This window comes from Rhodococcus sp. NPDC057529, from assembly GCF_042802055.1.
Lineage (GTDB): Bacteria > Actinomycetota > Actinomycetes > Mycobacteriales > Mycobacteriaceae > Rhodococcus_F.
On the sequence record NZ_JBHVEY010000033.1, the window covers coordinates 44,629 to 67,234 of the forward strand.

A 22,606-nucleotide genomic window follows, 5' to 3' on the forward strand; every position below is an offset into this window, starting at 1 on the left:
TTCTTTTCCCCTGTGGGGGGGCCCTTTGCGTTTCTTGTTTTTTTGCCCTCGCCCCCCCCCCCCCCCCCCCCACTCCGGCGCCTCTCCTGCCGACTCAACAGATGGGTCCGGTGAGGCCGGAAGGGAAGTACGTATCCATCACGGCAATGCGGACTCTCGGACCTGGCACGGAATCAGAGACAGTGACACTGTCCGTCAGGGCACCCTGCGCATATCCAGGATCGAATCCCACAGCTCCGGCTAGGAAACTCGCTGTCCCACAGCACTACAACAACATCTGAATCGGAGAAGCTACATGTTCTACCACGCGGAGACGCAGGCGGTATCCGACGCCGTGCCCGAGGGATTCGACGTCGATCCCGACTACTCGGCACGCAACGTCGATTGGGGCATTCTTCGCGGTCTCGCGAAGGGCGATCTCGAGCTCTCCGTACGCCCGGGCGCAACCGCCGATGATGCAGTTCGGATGGTGCTCTACACCGGTGACGGAGGAGTGTCACTGAGTCGTGTGCTGCAGATTCTTCGCGGAATGGATGTGGAAGTCGTCGACGAACGCACTACCGCCCTGGTCCGCGAGGACGGATTGCGCTGCCTGGTGTATGACTTCGGGTTGCACGTCTCAGGTGCGCCGCGCGACGGTCTGACGGCACTGTTCGGTGAGGAAGACTTCCGCACCCGTTTCCTCGATACGTTTCGTGCTGCGTGGACCTCTCGCGCCGATTCAGATCGATTCAATGCTCTCGTTGTCCACGCCGGCCTCGATTGGCGACAAGCGACCGCGTTGCGCGCGTACGGTAAGTACCTCAAACAGGCCCGCTTCCCGTACAGCCCGGAGCGTATCGCGAGCGTCCTGGTAGACAACCCACGAACCACGCGAGCACTCGTGTCCTTGTTCGAAGCACGCTTCGACCCGGCGCTACGCACCACTGACCCGTCGCCCGGGATCGACGATGCTGTCGACGCCGTCGTCGTCCGGATGAACCATGTCGTCAGCATGGACGCCGACCGGATCCTGCGCGCATATCTGACGCTCATCCGTGCGACCCAGCGAACCAACTACTACATCGCGAAGTCCCCGTCGAGTGCCGGCCCGTGCCTGTCCCTGAAATTGCATGCGCGCGACATCGACGAGCTGCCCCTCCCGCGACCAGAAATCGAGACTTTCGTCTACTCGCCGACAGTGGAGGGCGTGCACCTGCGATTTGGCTCGGTGGCTCGGGGAGGTCTTCGCTGGTCAAGCCGAAGCGAAGACTACCGGACCGAGGTCTTGGGCCTGGTCAAGGCGCAGGCAGTCAAGAACGCCGTCATCGTCCCGGTCGGTGCAAAGGGAGGCTTCGTCGTGAAGCAGCCATTCGCCACAAATGATGACCGAGTCGGAACCAATGAGATAACCCGGGAGGAGGGAATTTCCGGGTACCGGACCTTCATCTCCGGTCTTCTGGACATCACCGACAACCTCTCGCACGACCTGGGGACCGTGCATCATCCCGACAACGTCGTCTGCCACGACGACTCGGACACCTACCTCGTCGTGGCCGCGGACAAGGGAACGGCCAGCTTCTCCGACATCGCCAATGAGGTCGCTGCTCAGTACGGCTTCTGGCTCGGAGACGCATTCGCTTCCGGCGGATCCGTCGGGTACGACCACAAGGCCATGGGCATCACGGCGCGAGGTGCCTGGGAAAGTGTTCGCCAGCACTTCGGTGAACTCGACCTCGATCCCGATTGCGATGAGTTCACCGTTGTCGGGATTGGAGACATGAGCGGGGATGTCTTCGGAAACGGGATGCTGCTCAGCGATCGGATCAGGCTAGTCGCTGCGTTCGACCACCGGCATATCTTCATCGACCCGGATCCCGACCCCTCCATCTCCTTCGCCGAGCGGAAGCGCATGTTCTCGCTCACCCAATCTTCGTGGCAAGACTATGACGCCTCGCTGATCAGCGAGGGCGGTGGCGTCTGGGATCGCACCCGCAAGTCGATCCCACTGTCCCCTCAGGCCCGGCAGGCACTTGGAATCGACTCCGAGCACACGCGGATGAGCCCACCCGAACTCATCCAGGCAATTCTGTGCGCACCAGTCGATCTGCTGTGGAATGGCGGTATCGGCACCTACGTCAAAGCAAGCGACGAGGACACCCTCGCTGTCGGCGACAAGACGAATGATTCGTTGCGCGTCGATGGTCGGGCACTTCGGTGCCGGGTTGTCGTCGAAGGTGGAAACCTCGGCCTCACCGCCCGGGGGCGGATCGAGTACGCCAAGTCCGGCGGCCGAATCAATACCGACGCCATCGACAACTCCGCCGGCGTGAGTTGCTCTGACCACGAGGTCAACCTCAAGATCCTGCTCAGCTCGCTGAGAGGGGATCAGCAACTCGTAGGTACCAGGCGCGCCGAGTTCCTCGAGAGCATGTCGGCGGATGTCGCACGGTTGGTTCTCAGCGAGAACGCGAGCCACAACGCCGTCCTCAGTGAGAGTCGGGCCCACGCCTCCGATCGCGCCCAGACGGACGGCCGCCTCATCTCGCACTTGCAAGCCACTCGCGGGCTCGACGTAGAACTCGAGGCCCTTCCGAACCACCGTGAGATCGCCACTCGGGTCGCACAAGGAAATGGGTTGACATCCCCTGAGCTCGGAACCTTGCTGGCTCATGTGAAGCTGGCCATCAAGGATGACGTCCTCAGCAGCGAGGTGCCCGACCTCGACATCTTCAGGGATACGTTGACCGGGTACTTTCCGCACCAGGTCACCGAATCCTTCCCGGACGCTGTCAACGACCATCCGCTGCGGCGGGAGATCATTGCAACCCAGACGGTCAACCGGATGGTCGACACCGGGGGTATCACGTTCGCATTCAGGCTCGGCGAGGAGACCGGTGCGAGTTCAGTCGACGTCGTGCGTGCACATGTGGCCGCAACCACGATCTTCGGCATGGACAAGCTCTGGGAGAGGATTCGCCAATCGGACATTCCCAAACCGCTTGGGTCGGCCCTCGCCCTCGAGGCACGCCGACTGCTCGACCGCGCCGCGCGGTGGTTGCTCACCAATCGCCCTCAGCCGCTTGACATCACGGCTGCCATCGACCATTTCCTGCTTCCGGTTGCTCAACTCTCCCCCAAGATTTCCGACCGCCTCAGGCGCGGGGAAGCCGAGTTCGTGAAGTCGAATGTGAACCGCTGGGTCGAGCAAGGCACACCGGAGGACCTGGCGGTTGAAATCAGTGAGCTGCTGTATCGGTACTGCCTGCTGGATATCGTCGATGTCGCCTCTGCCGCGGGCAGCTATCTCGACGACGCCGCTGATCTGTATTTCGCTCTGTCCGATCGCCTGGAGATCGACCGCACGCTCGCCGCTGTGTCCTCACTGCCGCGCGATGACCGATGGAATGCGCTCGCGCGCATGGCTTTGCGGGACGATCTGTACCGGTCACTGAAGATGCTCACGCGCGACGTTCTCGGGAGCACATCGCCCGACTGGAGTCCCGAGGAGAGAGTCGAAGCCTGGGAGCAATCCAATGGCACGCAGGTCGGTCGAGGGCGTCGGACGCTTGCCGCCATCTTCGCCGACGGCGAACTCTCGGTCACACGATTGTCGGTCGCAGCTTTGCAGATCCGAAACATGATCACCACGGAGATTCAGCTACCGGTGTTCGCGCGCAGCGGAAGCGCTGCACTCTGACTACGCATTCCTCTATAGATGTGACGCTCGACGGTGTTGTTGTGCTGAGATTTTCGACCACAGCCGCACCGTCGGGCGTCGCTGCGTTTTCATAGTCTTGCAGCTGTTCACATCACCTATTGACAACTTCGCTAGCTACGAATTCAATAGACTGCAAGTCGAATTCAGTGTCTTCGCACACATCGACGTCGTGATTCATCACACAGATCGACCCGCCACCAATCGCGTCAGGTCAGTCTGGTCATCGAGAGGCTCCCCCCAAATGTCCGGTGTAACCGATCCTCAGTTGCAACACACGCTGAAGAAGCGCCATCTGTCCATGATCGCCATCGCGGGAGTGATCGGAGCCGGCCTGTTCGTCGGGTCCGGTGCCGCAATCCAGGAGACCGGCCCCGGCGTCCTGGTGTCCTACGCTGCAGCCGGCCTGGTGGTCGTGTTGGTGATGCGAATGCTCGGTGAGATGGCAGCCGCCCACCCTGAGACAGGGTCGTTCTCCGCGTACGCCGACCGGGCGATCGGCCGCTGGGCGGGATTCACCGTCGGATGGCTGTACGCATGGTTTTGGATCATCGTCCTCGGTATCGAGGCAACCGCGGGCGCGGTGATCATGAATCGATGGATACCCGACGTACCACAGTGGGGTTGGGCGCTGATCTTGATGGTTGTGCTGACCCTGACCAACATTGCCTCTGTGAAGTCCTTCGGCGAGTTCGAGTTCTGGTTCGCCTCGTTCAAGGTCGCGGCCATCGTCATCTTTCTCGTGGTCGGCGTGCTTGCGATCTGCGGCGCAATGCCCGGAGTCGAGGCTCCTGGGCTGACCAACCTCACGGGTCACGGCGGTTTCTTCCCCAACGGGGGTGGAGCGGTCTTCGCGACCATCCTCGTCGTGGTGTTCTCGTTCTTCGGCGCCGAGATCGCCACCATTGCGGCCGGTGAGTCCGCCAATCCGACCGCGGCAGTCAGTAGTGCGGTGAAGTCGGTGGTGTGGCGCATTCTCGTGTTCTACATCGGCTCGATTGCCATCGTCGTCACGCTCCTTCCGTGGGATGACGCTTCGGTCGCCCTGAGCCCATACGTCGCGGTCATCGACAACCTCGGTATCCCTGCCGCGGGCAACATCATGGACGTCATCGTCCTGACGTCGGTCCTGTCCTGCCTCAATTCCGGGCTCTACACCGCGAGTCGCATGCTCTTCTCGCTCTCCCGGCGCGGCGACGCACCGGCGTCCCTGTCTTCGATCAGCGCCTCCGGCGTGCCGCGCCGAGCGGTCCTCATCTCCACGATCGTCGGCTTCGTGACCGTGGGCCTGAACTACCTCTACCCGGATACCGTCTTCCTGTTCCTGGTGAACTCCTCGGGCGCCATCGTTCTCTTCGTCTGGCTGGTCATTTCGGTGTCCCAGCTGCGCATGCGCCGACGCCTCGAGGCCAGCGGGACGCGACTCGAGTTGAAGATGTGGCTGTTCCCTTACCTCACGTGGCTGACGATCCTCGCGATCGTCGGACTGTGTATCGGGATGGTCGTCCTGCCCGGGACCCGAAGCCAGATGTTCCTCTCCCTCGCACTTGCTGGGACCGTGATCGCGGTTGGTGTCTACCTCAATCGCCGACGCGGGCCCGCTGATGCACGGACCGTCGATGACGAGCCGTCCGCCGCCCCGATTGAGCCTGTCGGGAACATCGACCCGCGCTGACCTGCAGAAATCCTCCGCACGCCGCGTACACACAGGTTGCGCGGCGTGCGACGCTACCCGTGAGCATAGGGGTGCGGTTCGAACGGATGCAGTGGCAATGAGACGACTGGCCCATGCACAGTCCACGGCCACGTATCCAGTTTTGCGCGCATACGAACTCAGCTCAGACAGAACGATCTTCAGCTTCTCGACGACGCGCAGGAATCGTTGCAATGCATACGAATCAACGTTTCGCACCGTTCTCGAATGCCCTCCACGAACTGGCCGTTGGTCATCCGGCGGCCATCGCACAAGCCGTGCATTTTTGCATGAGCTACGCGCAGAACAGCCATTTGACGTTCCCACCTGAATAGAGCAAAGTTACTGTCACACAGTATTTGTGGAGCAGGACCGCCGCCCGAAAATTCGCCGCCGTCCCTCACCTCAATCCTCCATCAGCGCACTTGTCGAATGTTCGCTGTGCCGTGAGTGAAAACACCTCAAAGGAGTTCCAGAATGACATCTACTCAGATCGCGCCCGAAAGCCTGGGGATCCCGGAGCCGCGAGACTACCCGATGATGATCAACGGCGAATGGGTGGAGTCGGCCAACTCCGAGTGGCGTGAGGTCACGACTCCGATTCTTCGTGGCCATGTCATCGGCCGTACGCCGGCGGCATCCAGCGAGGACGTCAATCGCGCGGTGAATGCTGCTCGCGCGGCGTTCCCGGGTTGGAAGAGCCTGCACTTCTCGGCCCGCCAGCGAGCTCTCGGTCAGATCGCTGACGCTATTGAAGAGCGCGGCGAAGAGCTGGCGAGACTCACCGCACTCGATACCGGGAATGCGATCCGGACACAGGCGCGGCCGGAGGTTGCAGCAACCGCAAATCTGTTCCGATACTTCGCTGGCGTAGCAGGTGAAGTGAAGGGCACCGTCCTTCCGGCCGGAGACGACCAACTCCAGTACACGCGGCAGGAGCCGTTGGGTGTGGTGGGTTGTATCCTGCCCTGGAATTCGCCGCTGATGATCGCCGGGTTCAAGTTCCCGGCGGCGCTGGCCGCCGGAAACACCGTCGTAGCGAAGGCCGCAGAGGCCGCTCCCCTGAGTCTGCTTCTGCTTGCCGAGATCTGCGCCGAGTTCCTGCCGGCAGGCGTGCTGAACGTCATCACCGGGTCGGGGCGAGAGGCGGGAGAAGCTCTCGTCCAGCACCAGGGCGTTGACAAGGTCTCCTTTACCGGCTCCACATCGGTCGGCAAGCATGTTGCACGCGAGGCGATGGGCCGTTTGGCGCACGTATCGCTCGAACTCGGCGGCAAGAACCCGTCCATTGTCTTCCCCGACGCTGCCAGCGACGATGATCTGATCGGAAACCTGCTGCTCTCGTCCCGTGTGCATCGGCAGGGACAAAGTTGCACTGCCGGCTCCCGCCTGTTCCTGCATGAGGACATCTACGACGACGTTCTCGATCGACTCGTGAGCGTCCTCGGCGGCCAGGTCGTCGGCAATCCGCTGGACGAGGCTACCGACATGGGCGCCATCATCAATGAGACTCAGTTCAATTCGGTGTCCAGTTTCGTCGACGACGGGTTGAGCACGTCCGGCATTTCGGTTGCGCTGAACGGCTCGACTGCGGCGGCCGACGGCGCCGGTTACTACATGGGTCCGACCGTGTTTTCTGGCGCCGACAACGCGTGGCGTCTGTCGCGCGAGGAGATTTTCGGTCCTGTCCTGGTTGCCATCCCCTGGCGCGACGAAGCTGAAGTTATCAAGATGGCGAACGACTCGCACTACGGCCTCGCGGCGTACGTCTGGACCCGTGACATCGATCGCGCACTGACGACTGCACACGCACTCGAAACAGGCTGGGTCCAGGTCAACCAAGGTGGCGGCCAGATGGTCGGTCAGTCCTATGGCGGATACAAGCAGAGCGGACTCGGGCGTGAAGTGGCTCTGGAAGGAATGATCGCCGGGTTCACGCAGACCAAGCAGGTCAACGTGCGGCTTCGGTCTCGATAGTCACCTTCCCCGCGGGATCGATCCCGCGTATCGATCCCGCGCCAAGCTCGGGAGGGCTCGCCAGACGGACAACGGCGTCCATGTCGGCGGGCCCTCCCGCCTCCACCACCGCGGTACGTCCCGATTTCACTCATCACGCAACTGCACGGCGGTCACGGCATCGACGCAAGTCTTCCCCGTTGATCGTGTGCAGCAGTACATGTTCCAGAGAACGGATGATCAACATGACCGAAGGCCCACTGAACGACATTTTGGTGTTGGATCTGTCACGGGCACTCGCCGGGCCGATTGCGGCGATGATGCTGGGTGATCTCGGTGCCCGCGTCATCAAAGTGGAGTCACCCGGGAGCGGTGACGATTCGCGGACTTGGGGGCCGCCTTTCGTCGGCCCCGACGAAGATCCCCAGTCGTCCTACTTCATGTCGGCGAACCGGAACAAGGAGTCCATCCAGCTCGACCTCAAGTCCGAGCGTGGCAAAGAGGTGCTGCGGAGATTGATTCGCCGCGCCGACGTGCTGATCGAGAACCTCCGACCCGGCGCATTCGACCGACTTGGATTCTCCGCCGAGGAACTCGAGCGGTTGAACCCCCGTCTTGTGCTGCTCTCGATCACGGGGTTCGGACACGACGGTCCCGAAGGTGCGCGTGCCGGATACGATCAGATCGCACAGGGCGAGGCCGGCCTGATGTCGGTCACCGGCAGTCCGGAGACGGGGCCCACGCGCATCGGAGTTCCGATTGCTGACGTACTTGCCGGTGTTCACGGAGCAACAGGTGTGTCCGCCGCACTCGCGGGACGTGCGCGTTCTGGGCGCGGCTCGGTGGTACGCACATCTCTGCTGGCCGCCGCGATCAGCGCACACACGTTCCAGGGGACCAAGTGGACGGTGGGCTCGCAAGTGGCGCAACCCACGGGCAATCACCACCCCCAAATCGCACCCTACGGTAGCTTCCGGTGCGCGGACGGATTTGTGCAGGTGGCGGTGGGTAGCGAAGCGATCTGGCAGAAGTTCGCCCCGGTAGCCGGTATTGCGCCAGCAGATCCGCGATTCGCGTTGAATCCGCACCGGGTCAAGAACCATTCTGATCTGGTCGCCACGATCGAGGATGCATTCGCCACTCAGTCCCGCGCTGACGTTCTTCGCAAGCTCAACACTGCCGGGGTCCCTGCTGGGGCTATCCGCACGATCGACGAGGTGTACACCTGGGATCAGACCCTTAGCCAGGGCCTGTTGATCGAGGTCGATCATTCGGTCGTGGGGCCGGTCAAGTTGCCTGGCCCCTCACTGCGGATGGAGACGGCGGATGGCAGCTCGCTGCTCAGGTCTCGACACCAGGCTCCGCCGGCTCTGGGGGAGCATACGGCCGCGATCGAGAACTGGCTTGACGAGTCGAGCGACATCGACTCGTATTCGGCAGATCCGGCGGTATTCGAACCGGTCCAGTGACGATCGGCGGTTCTAGCTAGCACGCGGTGCGCAGGATCATTCCTCGTCCGAGGTTTGTGAGTGCTGGTCGAGCGAGAAGAGCCCTTCGGACGAGCGCAGGATAGATCTTCACTCATGATGCAAGTGGACAACACGCCTGAGGAAAGTGGTCGTTCCACGATGACTCTGTCAGTGGCGCTGAGCGATTTGCTGCATGCTCAACGCGCGTTGAAGCATCTACTGGGAGCGCTCCTGCAGCCGCACGGATTGAGCTATCCGCGCTACGAACTGCTCAATCTTGTCGCGGGGACAGCTGACGGGACGATTGACAAGGTCGTACTCGACCACGCACTCGATCGGCACAGCACGACAACTCGGACGATGCTCGAAGGGCTCGAGTGCTCCGGCCTTGTCGAGTGGTATCGAAACCCGCAAGATAGACGTTCGACCATCGTGTCGATCACAGCAGCTGGCAGGGAGCGGGTCCAGCTTGCGACGCGCGTGTTGGACAATGCCTTGCCCTCTGACAGACAGCGTTTCGATTGCTTCTCTGATGCTGCTCAGTCGTTGTCCCTGACGCTGCGGGACTTTCTCGATGTCCTCGAGCGCGCTGCCGGCACCAGTGGCGCGGGTATGCCGGTAGTGCGCCGCAGCGCTGGTCCTCCGTGAAGTTGGCGGGCTCCGGGTAGGTGGCATGTCCTGCGATCTTCGGACCGACCGTGTCCGGTAGGTGAGGCGGTTGCGGCCGGACGTTCGAGCGTACCGACCGGGTATCAGGCCTCAACGCCTTCGGCTGGCGGAATCAACTCCGACTTCCGCTCATCGACCTCGGCGCGGATCGCCGCGCGAACAGCCTCTACCGCCGGGCTGTTCATACTTTCACGTCGCAAAGCGAGCGAATAGGCGATTCTGACGTCCACTTCTTCTGGAAGGATGCGGCGAAGTTCCGGATAGCGAACGGCGAGAAAGGCAGGAAGAAGGCCGATTCCGCCACCTGCCCGGGTGGCTTCCACGTGGGCAAGGACGTTCGTAGACATGAACTTTGCTGTTGCACCAGGAAGATGCTTGTCGAGATCGAGATCACCGACCTGGAGCATGGAATCGATGAACCACACGATCGGGAAGTTGCGAACCTCGTGGATTGATGTCGGGGAACCATACTGGGTGAGGAACCCGTCGGTCACGTAGAGCCCCAGGGCGTAATGAGCAATGGTCGTCGAAACAAGTCGACTACTGATCGGTGCCCCCACCGCGATTGCCACATCGAATCCCGACTGATGCAGATTGAGTTGACGTGTTGCGGTGATCAACTCCACTGTCAGGTCGGGGTGGCGGAGCCTCATTTTCGCGAGCGCCGGTGCAACGAAGTACGCACCGAATGCATCCGGAGCAGTTACTCGGACGGTTCCACGGAGTGATGCCGCAGATCCGCCCGCTACGGCGTCGACGGCGCGCTCCACCGCGGCCTCGATAGGCTGTGCCGCGGCCGCGACCGCGCGCCCCATCTCCGTTAGCTCCCACCCGGTTGCCCCACGCTCGATCAACCGAACACCCATGACGCGTTCTAGCGAGCGAACCCGCCGGGTGACAGTCGTCTCGTCCACCCCCATGTCGGTAGCGACCGAGGTGCGACGACCGGTCTTTGCCACCGCCAGCAAATAGCGCAGGTCGTCGGATCGTATGCGTCGCGGGTCCGGGGTTCCCGGCGCACGATGCGAGTCTTCCGGGTTGCCCTCAGCGAAACGCTCTCCCTGTGGACCATCTGTCATAACCAATGAGCCTATGCGCAACAGCCGCGTTAGTCGGCGAGAGCAGTAGTCAACGCGCAGTATGAGGTCGGGCTTTTCCAGAGGGGGTGGGATATCTGGCTCGGATCGCCCATTGCGAGAGCGATAGTGCTGAGCTCCGCATCGTGTGTACTCCTCGTGCAGCACAGCTAGGGGATATCGGTCCTGCACACACCGTCGGCGTCGGGCTATCATCGGTCGATGACCTGCGACTTTGGTACGGGTCTTGTCGCATCTGCAGACCCGAACGGTTTTGCCGATGTCCTCACGTCGACTCAGGCTGGACGAAGTGTTCGAAACGCTATCTCGCATCCGGTGCCGATCTTGCAGCCGATCGTCGAGCCTGCGACTGGTACGCAAACCTGCAGATGGACACGCAGAGAACGAGCGATGCCGAACGGAGGCCGCAATTGAGCAGGACGAGTAAGTCCTACACCCTCGTGCAGCTGCGCTATTTCTGCGCGGTGGCGCGAATTGGAAGCATGACGGCTGCAGCAAGCGAACTCAGTACCTCACAATCGACGCTGAGTTCCGCGATCACCCATCTCGAACACACATTGGGCGTTCAACTCTTCGAGCGCACCCCTCGAAGGACACTCGAGGTGACGCCGGCCGGTCGACGCCTGCTGAACGAGGCATTGCACCTGCTCGAGGATGCGGATCGGCTACTCGTCACCGCACGCGGTGACATCGACGATCTCGCGGGCGAACTCGTCGTGGGGTTGTTTGCCCCATTGGCTTCCTTCCGCGCACCACTGATCCTCAGCGCTTTCGAGCGGACGCATCCGGCAGTCTCGATGAGCTTCCTCGAAGGCGATCAGGAATCGGTTCGGCAGGCCCTACTCAGGGGGCGGTGCGATGTCGCGCTGATGTACGACGTCGGCCTTGGCCCTGGGTTCACGACGGAAACCGTTGACCGAATCTTTCCGCATATTGTGGTCTCGACCAATCACCGCTTCGCCAATCGAACTGACGGTGTCAGCCTGGAGGAACTCGCGGATGATCCGCTGATTCTGCTGGATTTGCCCCATACTCGCGACTATTACATGGGGCTATTTGATTCTGTGGGAATTACGCCGAATATACGGTTCCGCATATCAAGCTACGAGACCGTCCGGTCTTTCGTTGCGTGCGATCATGGATACTCTCTACTCAACCAGCGGCTCCCCCACAATAGGACGCACGCAGGGCTCGACATTGTTCGCGTACCGATCCGTGAGGAGCTTCCAGGGATCTCAGTCCTGGTCGTTCACGCCCATGGGGCGCGGCCCACCCGGAAGGCGCTCGCCTTCGAGGACGTGTGCCGCACCCTGTACGCGGAGCAAACACGCACGTCAGATGGATCAATCGAGTGGCCGGCCCACGGCGATCCCGCTAATCGACTTTCTCGATGAGCGCTTTCGATAACGTCCGTTGGACAGGGCACTAATGGTCGGACAAGTATCAGTGACGTGGGCCACTCGACCACGGAAGATGCCGATGTGAGCCGGTTTGCGACTCACCCAAAACGCTGGAGCGACTGATCGTGGCAACAACAACTCCAAACGCACACGTGTCTGCGGCGAGCAGTCGCGGCTTGCAGAAAAAGGTACTCGCCGGTGGCAGCGTTGGACAGTTCATCGAATTCTATGACTTCGCCCTTTACGGCCTGTCGGCGGTCGTGTTCGCAGAATTGTTCTTTCCTGGATCGAGCACCGCCAGCGGACTGCTCTCGACATTTGCAACGTTCGGTGTCGCATTTCTCGCGCGACCGATCGGTGGACTATTCTTCGGCGCCCTCGGCGATCGGATGGGTCGCCGCCCGGTGCTCTACATCACACTACTCAGCATCGGCCTGGCGACGACGTTGATGGGTCTCCTGCCCACATACGGCGCCATCGGCGCCTTCGCTCCCGCGCTTCTCGTCCTATGTCGGCTGATCCAAGGGTTCTCAGCCGGAGGCGAATCGGTCGGCGCGCCCGCCTTCGTCTTCGAGCATGCTCCCGTCGAACGTCGTGGGATGTGGTTGAACATCACGCTCGCAGCAACGGCACTCCCCTCCGTATTGGGCGGCACACTCATTCTCGTGCTGTCACAGACGCTGTCCGCGGAGCAGTTCATGTCGTGGGGATGGCGAATCCCGTTCCTTCTCGCCCTCCCGCTCGCGCTAGTCGGGCTCTGGATCCGTACGCAGACAGAAGAAAGTGCCGCATTCAAGGAGGTGCTGGCCAAACAGGAGGAAGCCGAACTCACACCGATTCGGGATACGCTGCGCCACAACAAGCTCCGAATCGGCCAGGTCATCGTGGTGATGGGCCTCAGCGCGATGGGCTTCTACTTCGTCTCCGGCTACTTCGTTGCATACGTCCAGACTGCAGGCGAACTCAGCCGGGAGCAGTCACTCCTCGCGAATGCCGTCGCACTGGTTGCTTTCGCGCTCGTCCTACCGCTCACCGGCATCATCAGCGACCGGGTGGGCCGGAAACCGATGCTCGTGGCGGGATCCGCAGCCCTGGCCGTCGCCGCGATTCCCTGTTTCCTCCTCGTGACCAGCGGAAGCCTTGCTCATGCGATCGTCGGCCAGCTGGTGTTCGTTCTGGCCTTGTGTGTCTACGGCGGCGGCTGCTACACGTTCTTTGTCGAAATCTTCTCCACACGTACACGATTCACGTCGGCTGCAATCAGCTACAACGGTGCCTACGCATTGTTCGGTGGCACAGCCCCGCTCGTCGGCACGTTGCTCGTCTCCTCCACTGGCGTACCGGCAGCGCCCGGCTACTACATGGCTGCCGCCGCGGCCCTCGTTTTCGTCGTCCTCGTGGCCACGCGAGTTCCCGAGACTCGTCACAGGATGGGATGACATTCGAAGCACCGACGCTCGATGCCAAGGTGAGCAGTTGCCCGTGGCGTGGACGCCACCAGCCCCTACCCGTCACACCGAGCCCTTCGGTCACTGATCGACTCTCGACAGTCACATAGTTCGGCGAAAGCCGCCGCCTGGGAAGCAATGGCCATCCGCACATTGGTGGGGTTGATTCCTGATGCAAGAAACGGAGAAAGTTGTGTCTCGCCCCCTCGACGCCGCAATTCAGATCGTGCACGGTCCCCGGATCGTCACCTTGACCCAAGATGCCCCGGAAGGCATTGCGTTCCTGGCGGGGCGGATCGTGGATACGGGTGGTCTTGCCGAGCTGACCGCGCGCTTCCCCGACGCAGAGACAACCCATGTGGACGGCGCGCTGTTGGTTCCCGGTTTCAACGACGCGCACCTGCATCCCTTCTTCGCCGCCGAACCGCAGCTTCGCGTCGACCTTGGCCCTGGCCCAGCTCCATCGGCGGAGGCAGCCCTGGCGGTTCTCCGCACGAAAGCCAGAGACACCCCTCCCGGGCAATGGGTAGTCGGGGTCGGCTACGACGTGGTTCACAGCACCGGAATGAAGCTGGACCGCAAGTCGCTGGATGCCGTCTCGAGCGATCATCCGATCTATGTCATCGGCTCGACTTGGCATACAGCGGTCGCGAATTCCGCTGCACTGGATGAGATCCTCCCCGATAGTGACCCCGACTCCTATGCCGGTGGGGTGTTCACACGGGACACGGACGGAGCTCTGGACGGCTGGCTGCACGAGGCTCCCCATATGCGTGTCGCGTGGGCGGGGTCGGGGCAACGGCCACTGCTGCCCGCGTTGCCCACCGCCATCATGGTGGACGCGCTGGAGAGTCAGAATTCCTACCTCAATGCGCAGGGCATCACGTCGTACACCGACGCGCTGGTAACGCCTGAGATCTGGGCGGCCTACGACCAAGCTCGCCGCGACGGGCGGCTCACCACGCGGGTCTCCATGGCAGTCTGGCATACCTACCGTGACCTCGTTACGTCGTTGGGAATGTCGTCCGGATTCGGCGACGAGTGGCTTCGGCTGATCGGCGTGAAGTTCATGTACGACGGCGCGTTGTCCGGTGGCACCTGCTTGTGCGCAGAGCCATACGAGAGCACGACCGGGACCGGCAACGGCATCAGGGTGCTCGGGCCTGCCGACCTCACCGAGGCCGTCGTCGATCTCCACACCCGCGGGATTCGGGTGTGCATTCACGCGAACGGAGATGCTGCGATCGGCGAGGTCCTCGATGCGATCGAGGCAGCTCAACTCGAGAGGCCGGCCGTATCGGTCAATCACCGCATCGAGCACTGCAGCATCCTCGACGATCGATTGATCAAACGGATCGCTGCAGCCGGCGTCACACCGGTGCCTTTCGGCGGCTTCGTCAGCCACCACGGCGACGAACTGTTGCGTTTGTACGGGCCGGAGCGGGCGGCTCAGGTTGCTCGTCACCGGTCCCTTCTCGACGCGGGTGTCACCGTCGCCGGCTCCTCGGATTATCCGTGCGGCCCGGCGTCGGTCCTGAGTGCGATTCAGTCGTTGACGACTCGGGCAACTTCCACAGGGCAGGTCATCGGCCCGGCCGAGAGGCTGAGCGTCGAGGATGCACTGCGCGTGTACACATCGGGGTCGGCTGCCGCGACAGGAGAAGAACTCGTCAAGGGGCGGCTCGCGCCGGGGTATCTCGCCGATTTCACTGTTCTCAGCAGAGACATCTTCGAGGTCGACCCGACAGAGATACGTGACGTCGAGATCGTCTCCACGTGGGTCGGCGGGGAGCGCGTTTGGCATCGATGATGGCGACGAATGGCACCGCGACGGGAAGTACACAAACCGCACAACGTTGGTGGCACTCGTGCGGGCATCAGAGTCGCGGTGCCTGAACCATTCCGACGATTCGCCTCTGCCGCACTCAGGCTCGGCTCCGTCACGGCGCCGGTGCGCGATAGCCGTCGCCTCACAGGTATTGCTCGGCGACCTCGCTCGTCTCCCGGGCCAGCCAGGTCAGCGCCCCCGCCCCGTGGTCCCCAGCTGTCATCAGATCCGCCCACTCGCACTGCGGGCTCCGGACACACACCAATGCCAACTCGTTCTCGGACAACGTCTGCCACAGCTGCTCCACCGCGGACGACCCCATGCCCCCATTCAACCGCAGCACACCTCCGGTGCCCGGGATCGGAGTCGGCCCATGTCGCATCTCAGCGCCGCACCCGACACAATTCGTGTGTCCCTCTTCCGGCTATGAGCACCCACATGGGCCATAGTCTTCGTGTCGACGCGGGAGCGGAGCTGTTCGGCGCCGTGCGGTGGCGACGTCGTAGCCTGACCATCGTGGCGACGACGACACCGGACCCAGGCCTGGACCTCGCCGCGTTGCGCGGGCTCCGGGCACCGTCGGCCAAACCGGTGCCGCGGCCATCGCGGACATCGCCGCGCGGATCGAGGCGCACCTCGCCGCCCATGACGGGTACATGGCGTTCTCCGGCGGCAAAGACTCCCTCGTCGTCCTCGACCTCGTCCGCCGCGTCGAACCCGCTGTTCCGGTGGTGTTCTTCGACTCCGGCCTCGACTACCCCGAAACCTACGACTACCTCACCAACCTCGCCGACCGGTGGCGACTGGATCTGCACCGCATCCCCGCCGACCCGCCACCGCTGCAGGTACTCGCCGACTCCGGACTGTGGGACCACACCGCCCCCACCGATCCCGCGGCCGCGCGGGTGGATCTGCACCAGGTGCTGATCACCGAACCCGCCCGCCGCGCCCACGCCGTGCTCGGGCCCGGTGAGCTGTGGGGTGTCCGCGCCGACGAATCCGCCGCCCGCCGGCACCTCTACACCCGCGGCGGCCGCCGCGACGGGACCATCGCCCGCGCGGATGGCACGATCGCGTACGGGCCGATCTGGAACTGGACCACCGCCGACGTCTGGGCGCACATCCCCCGGAACCGGCTTCCGGTGAACCCGGTCTACGACAAACTCACTCAGCTCGGCGTTCCCGAACAGCAGCACCGCCTCTCACACCTGCTCGACGGCAACCACCTCGACCGGGGACGGTTGACCTGGCTACGCCGCGGATGGCCCACCCTCTTCGAACAACTCGTCCACGCCCTTCCCTTCCCTGCATCCGCCAACTGAGCTGAGCGCCTCTCGTCGCCACGCTCACTCCAATACCGCCGCGCATCGAGCCGAGCGACCTACCGGCCAGTAGCACACGCCCAGCGCCAGGCTATCGATAAGGGGTCTCGGACTTGGTGAGGTTCTCAGCCGCAGCGACGTACCCGAAGCGGTACAAGGCACCCTTCGCCGCCAGATAGTTCTCATGTTGATTCGGTCCGGGGCCAACCTTGACCTCGACGATTGCTTCGGCCGGCAGCGTCAACGTTGCCGTGTAGGGAATGAGCCTGGTTCCGCCGTCTCGATACGCGTGGCCGCCGTAGTAATTCAGGTCGATGTAGCGCCATTCCTTCTCCTCGGAGAACCCCGGATGCTTGATCCGCGACGCCAGCCCTGACATCCACCGAACGCACTGGTTCAACATCCCGTCGGTCGGCTCTGTCGCCTGGGTCTTCGAGTAAACCCAGTGGTGCAGCCAGTTCGTGAGTTCCGAAGTCACCTCGGTCGGCACTTTGTCATGCCCGTAGTGAACGGGTGCGAGGAAGGGCTGTCGATGAAAGAAGGACCCTTCAGTGCGGCGCTTCGGAAGCGTCGGAAGCTTCGATGAGTCCACGCCGATGGCGAATCCGCTGGTTCCGCCGCCGTAGCCGCGCCACTGGCTGAGCACGTCCGGCTTCGACGAGAACGAGGTCGTGTAGCAGTGAATGTGGTGCTCATAGTCTCGGGCAGCAATCTGGTCGATGCAGTCACAGAGGGCGCGGAAAAACTTCGCCTTGTCCGCAGGGTTGGCGATCTCGTGCCGGTCGGTCGGCCCGTAGTTGATTGCTTCCAAAATCTTGGCGTAGTCCACGATGACTTGCTTGAGGAACTGCAACCCGTGGATGAGTTCCTGATGGTCGTTGAGGTACTCGATCGCAGTGGCCCGGAACACCGCCTGGAATTCAGATCCCGATACGGTGAACCCGTCAGACGACGTGATCGTGACATCCCCGGCGTCGTTGTCCGGCGGGGGCGTCACTTCATTACCCAGGATTCCGAGGAGGCCCGCGGCGGTCGTGTAGTGCCACAAGGTGTCAGGCAGTTTGGTGGGGTTATTCTCCGATGCCATGGCTCCGCTCACCGCGTCAGGTTGACGACGCAGGTGTCGAGAGCCTGGACGATCTCGTCTCCCGGTGAGATGTTCAGCGGGGCGGCGCTGGCCTTTGGCCAGGTGGTGCTGTTGCGGGCGCCGCCGGTCGAGGAGTAGACGGCGCCGTTCGAGATCACCCAGACATCGGAGCGGTTCTTCATCTTGCCGGTCGTGTCGACGGTGGTGCCGCCGAGGAACGTGTATGGGCCGGAGTCGATCACTGTGCCGTTGATGAGCGAAAGGCCGGACGCGGAGAACCCTGACTCGACGAGGGCCACGAGCGTTTCGTTCGCCGGGGCACAGCGCGGGTCGGACGCGGGAGCAGCAGGTCGCGGCGTCGGGGCCGGGGCCTGCGTCGTGGTCGGTGCGGCCGCGGCCGGTGGAGTGGTCGACGACGGTGCCGCCGATGTCGTTGTCGGCCGTGTCGTGGTGGCCTGTGTCGTTGTGGCGGTCGTCGCCGCCGCGGCTGCCGGCTTGTCGTCCTTCCTGTCCCCTCCGCCGAAGATCGCACCGAGAATCCCCATGACTACCAGCACCGCCGCGAGAATCAGTAGGACCTTTCCCACGCCGCCCTTCTTTCGTGGGGGGAGCGTCTGGGACGGCTTCGGTTGGGTCTGCTCGGTCCACTGTGTTCCGTCCCAGTAGCGCAGCAGGTTCGCGTCTGCGGGGTCCTGGTGCCATCCGGGCGGGGGTGTTGGAGCGGTCACGTCGCGGTCTCCTCGATATGTGCAGCGGCCGCCGCCCCTTCCTCCGGTTCGCTCGGCCTTCAGATTTCGGAGGGCGGGACGGATACGGGGTCGCGGATTCTCAAAGGATTGTTACACCCCCACCGCCGAGAACCATCCGGCGGCCGTCCTCGTGCGTGGCATGTATATCGTTCGAATGACACTATACGCCAGCGCCTTTCGGAAATTGCGTAAATCCACTCTGCTTCGCATGCCGCAGCGGCCCTGCTGGCCGTTGGCTGCAGCAACAAACACCGCGACGTTCGTCGCAGATCCGACACCGCTCAGCGTGAGCCATCGATTCGAAGGCGACCCGCAATCTCATGCGGGCATGGGAGGAAGACGCGGACGTACGCGCACTGCACAAACTGAGTTGGATAATCTCGGCGATCGCCCAGGTCCAGGTCCTCGTGGATCTCGTCGTGCTGGACCTTCGATCTGAGGTTGCGGCCGAGTTGCAAGCGGTCGGCCATCGGTTCCGGATTCGTCAGATGGTTTGACTCGCGAGGCGTCCCGACGGGGCGGTCTGCGGGGAAACCGTGAGGGAGGACGACCCATGGGTGGAGGGGATGACCACGGTCAAGGTGAGTGAATGACCCGCCTTGTTCGTGAGCGCGACGAGTAGGTCGGTGAAGGTGCGTACCGGCACATCGTCGGCTGCGGTCACAATCTGCCCCTCTTGCATCCCCGCCCGTGCCGCAGGTCCTCCGGCCGAGACGTCGGCGACCTCGAGGCCCGGCGTGCTTCCCGCTGCCGGTTGGACTTGTATCCCGATGAAGCCTTCGATCGGTGCGGACGGTTGTGCAGCGTGCGGGTCGGCCAACGAACCCAAGGTGACCTCGACGGTGCTGTCCTGTCCGTGTCGGCTGATGCGGAGCGTGACGGAGTCCCCGGTGTGGTGAGATCCGACTTCGTCGAATGCGTAGATGGGTTTGCCGACAGGTATGGCGGCGCCCTTCACGCCGAGAATCAAATCGCCCGGCTGCAGCACGGCGGACGCGGGTGATCCGGGGATCGTGCTCACCACGACTCCACTGCCGGTGGGCCCGTCTCCCTCGGAAGGTTGGCCCAACCACACTCCGAGCCATGGTCGATCATCACTAAGATCGATGAGGGGACCGCCGTCGTCTCGTGCTCCGATGGTTCGGGTGTACTTGCGCAGCGGACAGCATGCCGGAGCCCACGGCGGAAAGTAGTCGCTGGTAACGGTGAGTGTCTGAGGACCGACGTCCGGGCTTTCCACCTGTACAGTTGCATTCATGTCTTGGTTGCTGCGGTAGGCCAATTTCGCGACGCCGTCGCTGAGAGAGACGATCCCGGTCAGGGTCAGCGGATGATTCGCGGTGCTGTCGACACCGGTGATCAGCAGGTAGGCCGGCTTGTCCTGATCGGCACGAAACCCCTTCACGGTCACCGAGGCCAGACGATTGGTTTGAGGAAGCAGCGGCACCGCGTCAAGGGACCCGGCCGCGGTCATCGTGTTCGCGGCATCGAACGTGACGTTCCACCGCTCAGCGATCGCATCGTAGGACAGGATCTGAACGTCCTGCGTCCCACCATCGACCGGTTTGCCCGCGTCCAGACCCGGACCGGCAGAGACGACAATCCGATCAGGAGTGGGGCCGCCGCCCAAGTCGAGAGCACTCGTCGTCACGACCCGGTAGTTCGGGTGCAGGACCGACGAATAGTCCGGCTCGGACGGAGGCGACGACAGCACGGACGGTTGTGCCGTCGTGGCCAAGCCCTCGGACGCCGAGACCGAGCAGGCTGTCATGGACAGCACGATGCCCGCGATGGTTGCGAGTACCCACAATTTCACCACCGCATCATCCACTGTCGCCCCATGTTCGTGCAGCGCAGGGAGCGGAAACGGCGCTCCGCGTCGTTGCTCACCACCTTCTCGACGGCGGCGTGGGTCGCGGCGGCGTGCAGCTGGCCCGCGCAGTCCAGCCCCGGCGAAACAGTGGCGGACCGGCCGGAACCCGTTCAGGCACAACCTATCCCGCACGTCCACGAATAGAGGACGTTCGCATCCGCTCGCAACCCTACCCTCACCCTACGAGGACAAGGGCCCGGGGTCTGTCGCGGCGCAATGCGATGTCCGGTAGGTCATCTGGTCGACGTCCTCGAAGCCGCGAAAATCGTCGAAGGCCGCCCGCTGCCGTGCCCGCAACCTTTCCGTCGAGCGCGTCGCCGCTCTTCGGCCAGGTGTCGGTGCCTACCTTGTGTGTGCTCGGAGCTCACCGGCTCGGCTCGGTTTCATCAGGGTCGGGCGGGAGATGTCGAGCAAATCCGCCGGCGGCCGGTGGCTGGTTCCGGCCCGTCAAACCTTTGCAGTCACCACCCCCGCGGAGGCCGCCGCTTCATCCACTTCGCCGTCGTTCGATCCCGCGCAGGTATGTCTCGCATATGATCCTGCGGGACAAGGACGCCGAGCCGCCGGCTCGACCACCGTGTCGATGGTCACGGGAAAGGGACGGTGCGATGGTCGTGCACGCGAGAAGTTCGGCATTGGGGTCGGTCAACGTTGCGGGGTACATCGTTGCGTGGCTCGCGAGCGTGGTGATCATCGTCGGCAGCGTCGCGCCGTGGTTCACCGCAGCAGCATTCCTCTCCGTGCCCGGGACACAGTCCATCGGGAAATACACATTGGCCATGGGCGGACTCGCTGCCGTGGTGCTGCTGATCAAGGCCGCCACCCCGAGCCGCTGGCCGCTGGTCACAGCCGCCGTGATAGGCATCATTTGCCTCCTCACCACCGTGGTCGCCCTGGCCAAAGCCTCCAGCCTCATTCCCGCCGAAGATCAACAGAACGGAATCGTCTCGATCGGGTGGGGACTGTGGATGACCCTCGTCGGCACCGTCCTCCTCGTGGTTGCGAGCATCGTCGCCGATCTCGTTGCCTCCCCCGCAGCCATACCCGGAACAGACATCGAGGCTTCACAATCGTCGATCGACGACGCACCTGTCGACTGGGCCGATCGCGCGACAACGCCATTCTTCATCGTCGCGATCGCGTTCGGCGGCCTGGTCGCGATCGCAGTATGGCTCGACCTGCTCTTCGGAGTGACGTTGCTGCCCTGAACTGGGAAATCACATCGAAGACGCTGAGCGCAGAGATCTCCTCCAGGATGACCGTCCTCCTCCCGAATCAACAGCAACCGGACCGAGCCGCCAGTCAGTTACCGGGCCCCACTGGTAGCTACCCGGACCGGGCTTCCACCGGCACGCGACGACGAAGCTCACGAACACGACAAAATCGACTACCTCGAACTCATAGCCACTCCTCTCGCGTCCTGCTGGACGCACTCCAGATCAGGTACAGCCGCGGGCGTTTGCGGGCGATCAACTTCGTTGCCTTCGTCCAGCCGATCCCGGAGTGCTCAGAGGGGTTCCAGGTCCCAGGCGTGCCACCCCGGGACAAGCAGGTCCGGTTCGTCGAAACCAGATCCGGAACGGGCCCACCACCGTCAGAAGGGCGTTCAGCGCCTCCGCCTCCGTGTCCAGGATCGGGCACGCAGCCCTCGGCGGAACCTCCCGCCGACAGGAACGTCACCGCGACCACATCATCTGCTGTGAACCGATCCGCCTCCCCCAAAAAGATGAGGTCGACCAGCACCAGCAACGACCGCTCGCGCGAGCCAAAGAGCTAGGGGAAGGCGCCGGCCTTGGGCGGCAATGGCGGCCGCCTTTGGCTGTCCATGTCCACCAACAGTGATGCCAGCCAGTCCGGACGGTCCAGCCGATCCTCGGACGCCACCTCACGGAAGCCCGCGACGGCATCATCGAGCACCGCGTGTTTGACGGCCACGGACTTGTCGGACTTCGTCACGTCAAGATCCGACTGCATCAACGACACCTGCATCGCCGCCAACGCCACCGACCCGGCCACTCCAGCACGCCGACCAAATCAACATCACTCGTGGACATGACCGCCCCTTCCCACTGACACCGAAGGCTCAGTATCACCGATCGGCCCAACATCGCCCCCGAGGCGCCCAGGCAACGATGATGCGTCAGTGGCCCTGCAGCTCAGTGTCATTCAATCGAATGACACGATCCCTGCCGGATCCACACCGCGGCGTGCCCTACGCGACGATGCACTCCACACTGGGTTGCCGCCGCCCTGCTTGAACGAGGTCACTGACCTGCTCGGGGACCGCCACGAGCAAACAGCCAGTCATTCGCACACTC

The 22,606-nt window shown here is 63.1% G+C and carries 15 protein-coding genes and 1 pseudogene; 10 read left to right on the forward strand and 6 right to left on the reverse strand.

Going from position 1 to position 22,606, the window contains the following annotated elements:
- Positions 1 to 295: 295 nt before the first annotated feature.
- The 5 genes from ACFU5V_RS39060 (at position 296) to ACFU5V_RS39080 (ending at position 9,463) form a co-directional block, all read left to right on the forward strand.
- Complete coding sequence (locus ACFU5V_RS39060; protein ID WP_378706293.1) at positions 296 to 3,679, forward strand: NAD-glutamate dehydrogenase domain-containing protein; 3,384 nt, start codon at positions 296 to 298, stop codon at positions 3,677 to 3,679.
- A 262-nt stretch (positions 3,680 to 3,941) separates the two neighbouring features.
- Positions 3,942 to 5,372, forward strand: coding sequence for an amino acid permease (locus ACFU5V_RS39065; protein ID WP_378706295.1), 1,431 nt, complete (start codon positions 3,942 to 3,944; stop codon positions 5,370 to 5,372).
- A gap of 495 nt (positions 5,373 to 5,867) precedes the next feature.
- Positions 5,868 to 7,367: an aldehyde dehydrogenase family protein gene (locus tag ACFU5V_RS39070; protein ID WP_378706297.1), complete on the forward strand. Its 1,500-nt coding sequence runs from the start codon at positions 5,868 to 5,870 to the stop codon at positions 7,365 to 7,367.
- Positions 7,368 to 7,591: 224 nt separating this feature from the next.
- Positions 7,592 to 8,815, forward strand: a complete 1,224-nt coding sequence (locus tag ACFU5V_RS39075) for a CaiB/BaiF CoA transferase family protein (RefSeq protein ID WP_378706344.1) — start codon at positions 7,592 to 7,594, stop codon at positions 8,813 to 8,815.
- 60 nt (positions 8,816 to 8,875) lie between these two features.
- Positions 8,876 to 9,463 (forward strand): MarR family winged helix-turn-helix transcriptional regulator, encoded by a 588-nt coding sequence (locus ACFU5V_RS39080; protein ID WP_378706299.1) that lies wholly within the window; start codon positions 8,876 to 8,878, stop codon positions 9,461 to 9,463.
- 104 nt (positions 9,464 to 9,567) lie between these two features.
- Here ACFU5V_RS39080 and ACFU5V_RS39085 read toward each other — a convergent pair whose 3' ends face one another.
- Complete coding sequence (locus ACFU5V_RS39085) at positions 9,568 to 10,563, reverse strand: LysR family transcriptional regulator (RefSeq protein ID WP_378706301.1); 996 nt, start codon at positions 10,561 to 10,563, stop codon at positions 9,568 to 9,570.
- Positions 10,564 to 10,949: 386 nt separating this feature from the next.
- On the opposite strand from ACFU5V_RS39085, the gene ACFU5V_RS39090 reads away from it, so the two are divergent.
- From ACFU5V_RS39090 to ACFU5V_RS39100, 3 genes are all read left to right on the forward strand, one after another.
- On the forward strand, positions 10,950 to 11,975 hold the full coding sequence (locus tag ACFU5V_RS39090) for a LysR substrate-binding domain-containing protein (protein ID WP_378706303.1): 1,026 nt from the start codon (positions 10,950 to 10,952) through the stop codon (positions 11,973 to 11,975).
- A gap of 182 nt (positions 11,976 to 12,157) precedes the next feature.
- Positions 12,158 to 13,420 carry an MFS transporter gene (locus ACFU5V_RS39095; RefSeq protein ID WP_378706305.1) on the forward strand — a complete coding sequence of 421 codons (1,263 nt, stop codon included), beginning with the start codon at positions 12,158 to 12,160 and terminating at the stop codon, positions 13,418 to 13,420.
- A 181-nt stretch (positions 13,421 to 13,601) separates the two neighbouring features.
- The gene (locus tag ACFU5V_RS39100) at positions 13,602 to 15,239 is read left to right on the forward strand and encodes an amidohydrolase (protein WP_378706307.1); all 1,638 of its coding nucleotides are present in this window, start codon (positions 13,602 to 13,604) and stop codon (positions 15,237 to 15,239) included.
- Positions 15,240 to 15,399: 160 nt separating this feature from the next.
- On the opposite strand, the gene ACFU5V_RS39105 is transcribed toward ACFU5V_RS39100, so the two are convergent.
- Positions 15,400 to 15,579, reverse strand: a complete 180-nt coding sequence (locus ACFU5V_RS39105) for a hypothetical protein (RefSeq protein ID WP_378706309.1) — start codon at positions 15,577 to 15,579, stop codon at positions 15,400 to 15,402.
- 236 nt (positions 15,580 to 15,815) lie between these two features.
- Between ACFU5V_RS39105 and ACFU5V_RS39110 the strand changes: the two are divergent.
- Positions 15,816 to 16,579, forward strand: a pseudogene (locus tag ACFU5V_RS39110) (phosphoadenosine phosphosulfate reductase family protein).
- Positions 16,580 to 16,670: 91 nt separating this feature from the next.
- Here the strand turns inward: ACFU5V_RS39110 and ACFU5V_RS39115 are convergent.
- The 3 genes from ACFU5V_RS39115 to ACFU5V_RS39125 all read right to left on the reverse strand — a co-directional run bounded on the left by ACFU5V_RS39115 (position 16,671) and on the right by ACFU5V_RS39125 (position 20,045).
- Positions 16,671 to 17,678, reverse strand: a complete 1,008-nt coding sequence (locus ACFU5V_RS39115; protein ID WP_378706311.1) for a DUF2971 domain-containing protein — start codon at positions 17,676 to 17,678, stop codon at positions 16,671 to 16,673.
- Positions 17,675 to 18,394: a DUF2510 domain-containing protein gene (locus ACFU5V_RS39120; protein WP_378706313.1), complete on the reverse strand. Its 720-nt coding sequence runs from the start codon at positions 18,392 to 18,394 to the stop codon at positions 17,675 to 17,677. Before ACFU5V_RS39120 ends, ACFU5V_RS39115 begins: the two co-directional genes overlap by 4 nt.
- A gap of 505 nt (positions 18,395 to 18,899) precedes the next feature.
- On the reverse strand, positions 18,900 to 20,045 hold the full coding sequence (locus tag ACFU5V_RS39125) for a PDZ domain-containing protein (protein ID WP_378706315.1): 1,146 nt from the start codon (positions 20,043 to 20,045) through the stop codon (positions 18,900 to 18,902).
- A gap of 851 nt (positions 20,046 to 20,896) precedes the next feature.
- Here ACFU5V_RS39125 and ACFU5V_RS39130 point away from each other — a divergent pair.
- The gene (locus tag ACFU5V_RS39130; protein WP_378706317.1) at positions 20,897 to 21,496 is read left to right on the forward strand and encodes a hypothetical protein; all 600 of its coding nucleotides are present in this window, start codon (positions 20,897 to 20,899) and stop codon (positions 21,494 to 21,496) included.
- Positions 21,497 to 22,061: 565 nt separating this feature from the next.
- On the opposite strand, the gene ACFU5V_RS39135 is transcribed toward ACFU5V_RS39130, so the two are convergent.
- Entirely contained in the window at positions 22,062 to 22,262 is a 201-nt protein-coding gene (locus ACFU5V_RS39135) for a hypothetical protein (protein ID WP_378706318.1), read from the reverse strand.
- Positions 22,263 to 22,606 lie beyond the last annotated feature (344 nt).

Bases quoted from the DNA above. Each gene is read 5' to 3' on its own strand.
- ACFU5V_RS39060 (WP_378706293.1), top strand. From the start codon at position 296: ATGTTCTACCACGCGGAGACGCAGGCGGTATCCGACGCCGTGCCCGAG.
- ACFU5V_RS39065 (WP_378706295.1), top strand. From the start codon at position 3,942: ATGTCCGGTGTAACCGATCCTCAGTTGCAACACACGCTGAAGAAGCGC.
- ACFU5V_RS39070 (WP_378706297.1), top strand. From the start codon at position 5,868: ATGACATCTACTCAGATCGCGCCCGAAAGCCTGGGGATCCCGGAGCCG.
- ACFU5V_RS39075 (WP_378706344.1), top strand. From the start codon at position 7,592: ATGACCGAAGGCCCACTGAACGACATTTTGGTGTTGGATCTGTCACGG.
- ACFU5V_RS39085 (WP_378706301.1), bottom strand. From the start codon at position 10,563: ATGACAGATGGTCCACAGGGAGAGCGTTTCGCTGAGGGCAACCCGGAA.
- ACFU5V_RS39090 (WP_378706303.1), top strand. From the start codon at position 10,950: ATGGACACGCAGAGAACGAGCGATGCCGAACGGAGGCCGCAATTGAGC.
- ACFU5V_RS39100 (WP_378706307.1), top strand. From the start codon at position 13,602: ATGCAAGAAACGGAGAAAGTTGTGTCTCGCCCCCTCGACGCCGCAATT.
- ACFU5V_RS39105 (WP_378706309.1), bottom strand. From the start codon at position 15,579: ATGGGGTCGTCCGCGGTGGAGCAGCTGTGGCAGACGTTGTCCGAGAAC.
- ACFU5V_RS39130 (WP_378706317.1), top strand. From the start codon at position 20,897: ATGGTCGTGCACGCGAGAAGTTCGGCATTGGGGTCGGTCAACGTTGCG.
- ACFU5V_RS39135 (WP_378706318.1), bottom strand. From the start codon at position 22,262: ATGCAGTCGGATCTTGACGTGACGAAGTCCGACAAGTCCGTGGCCGTC.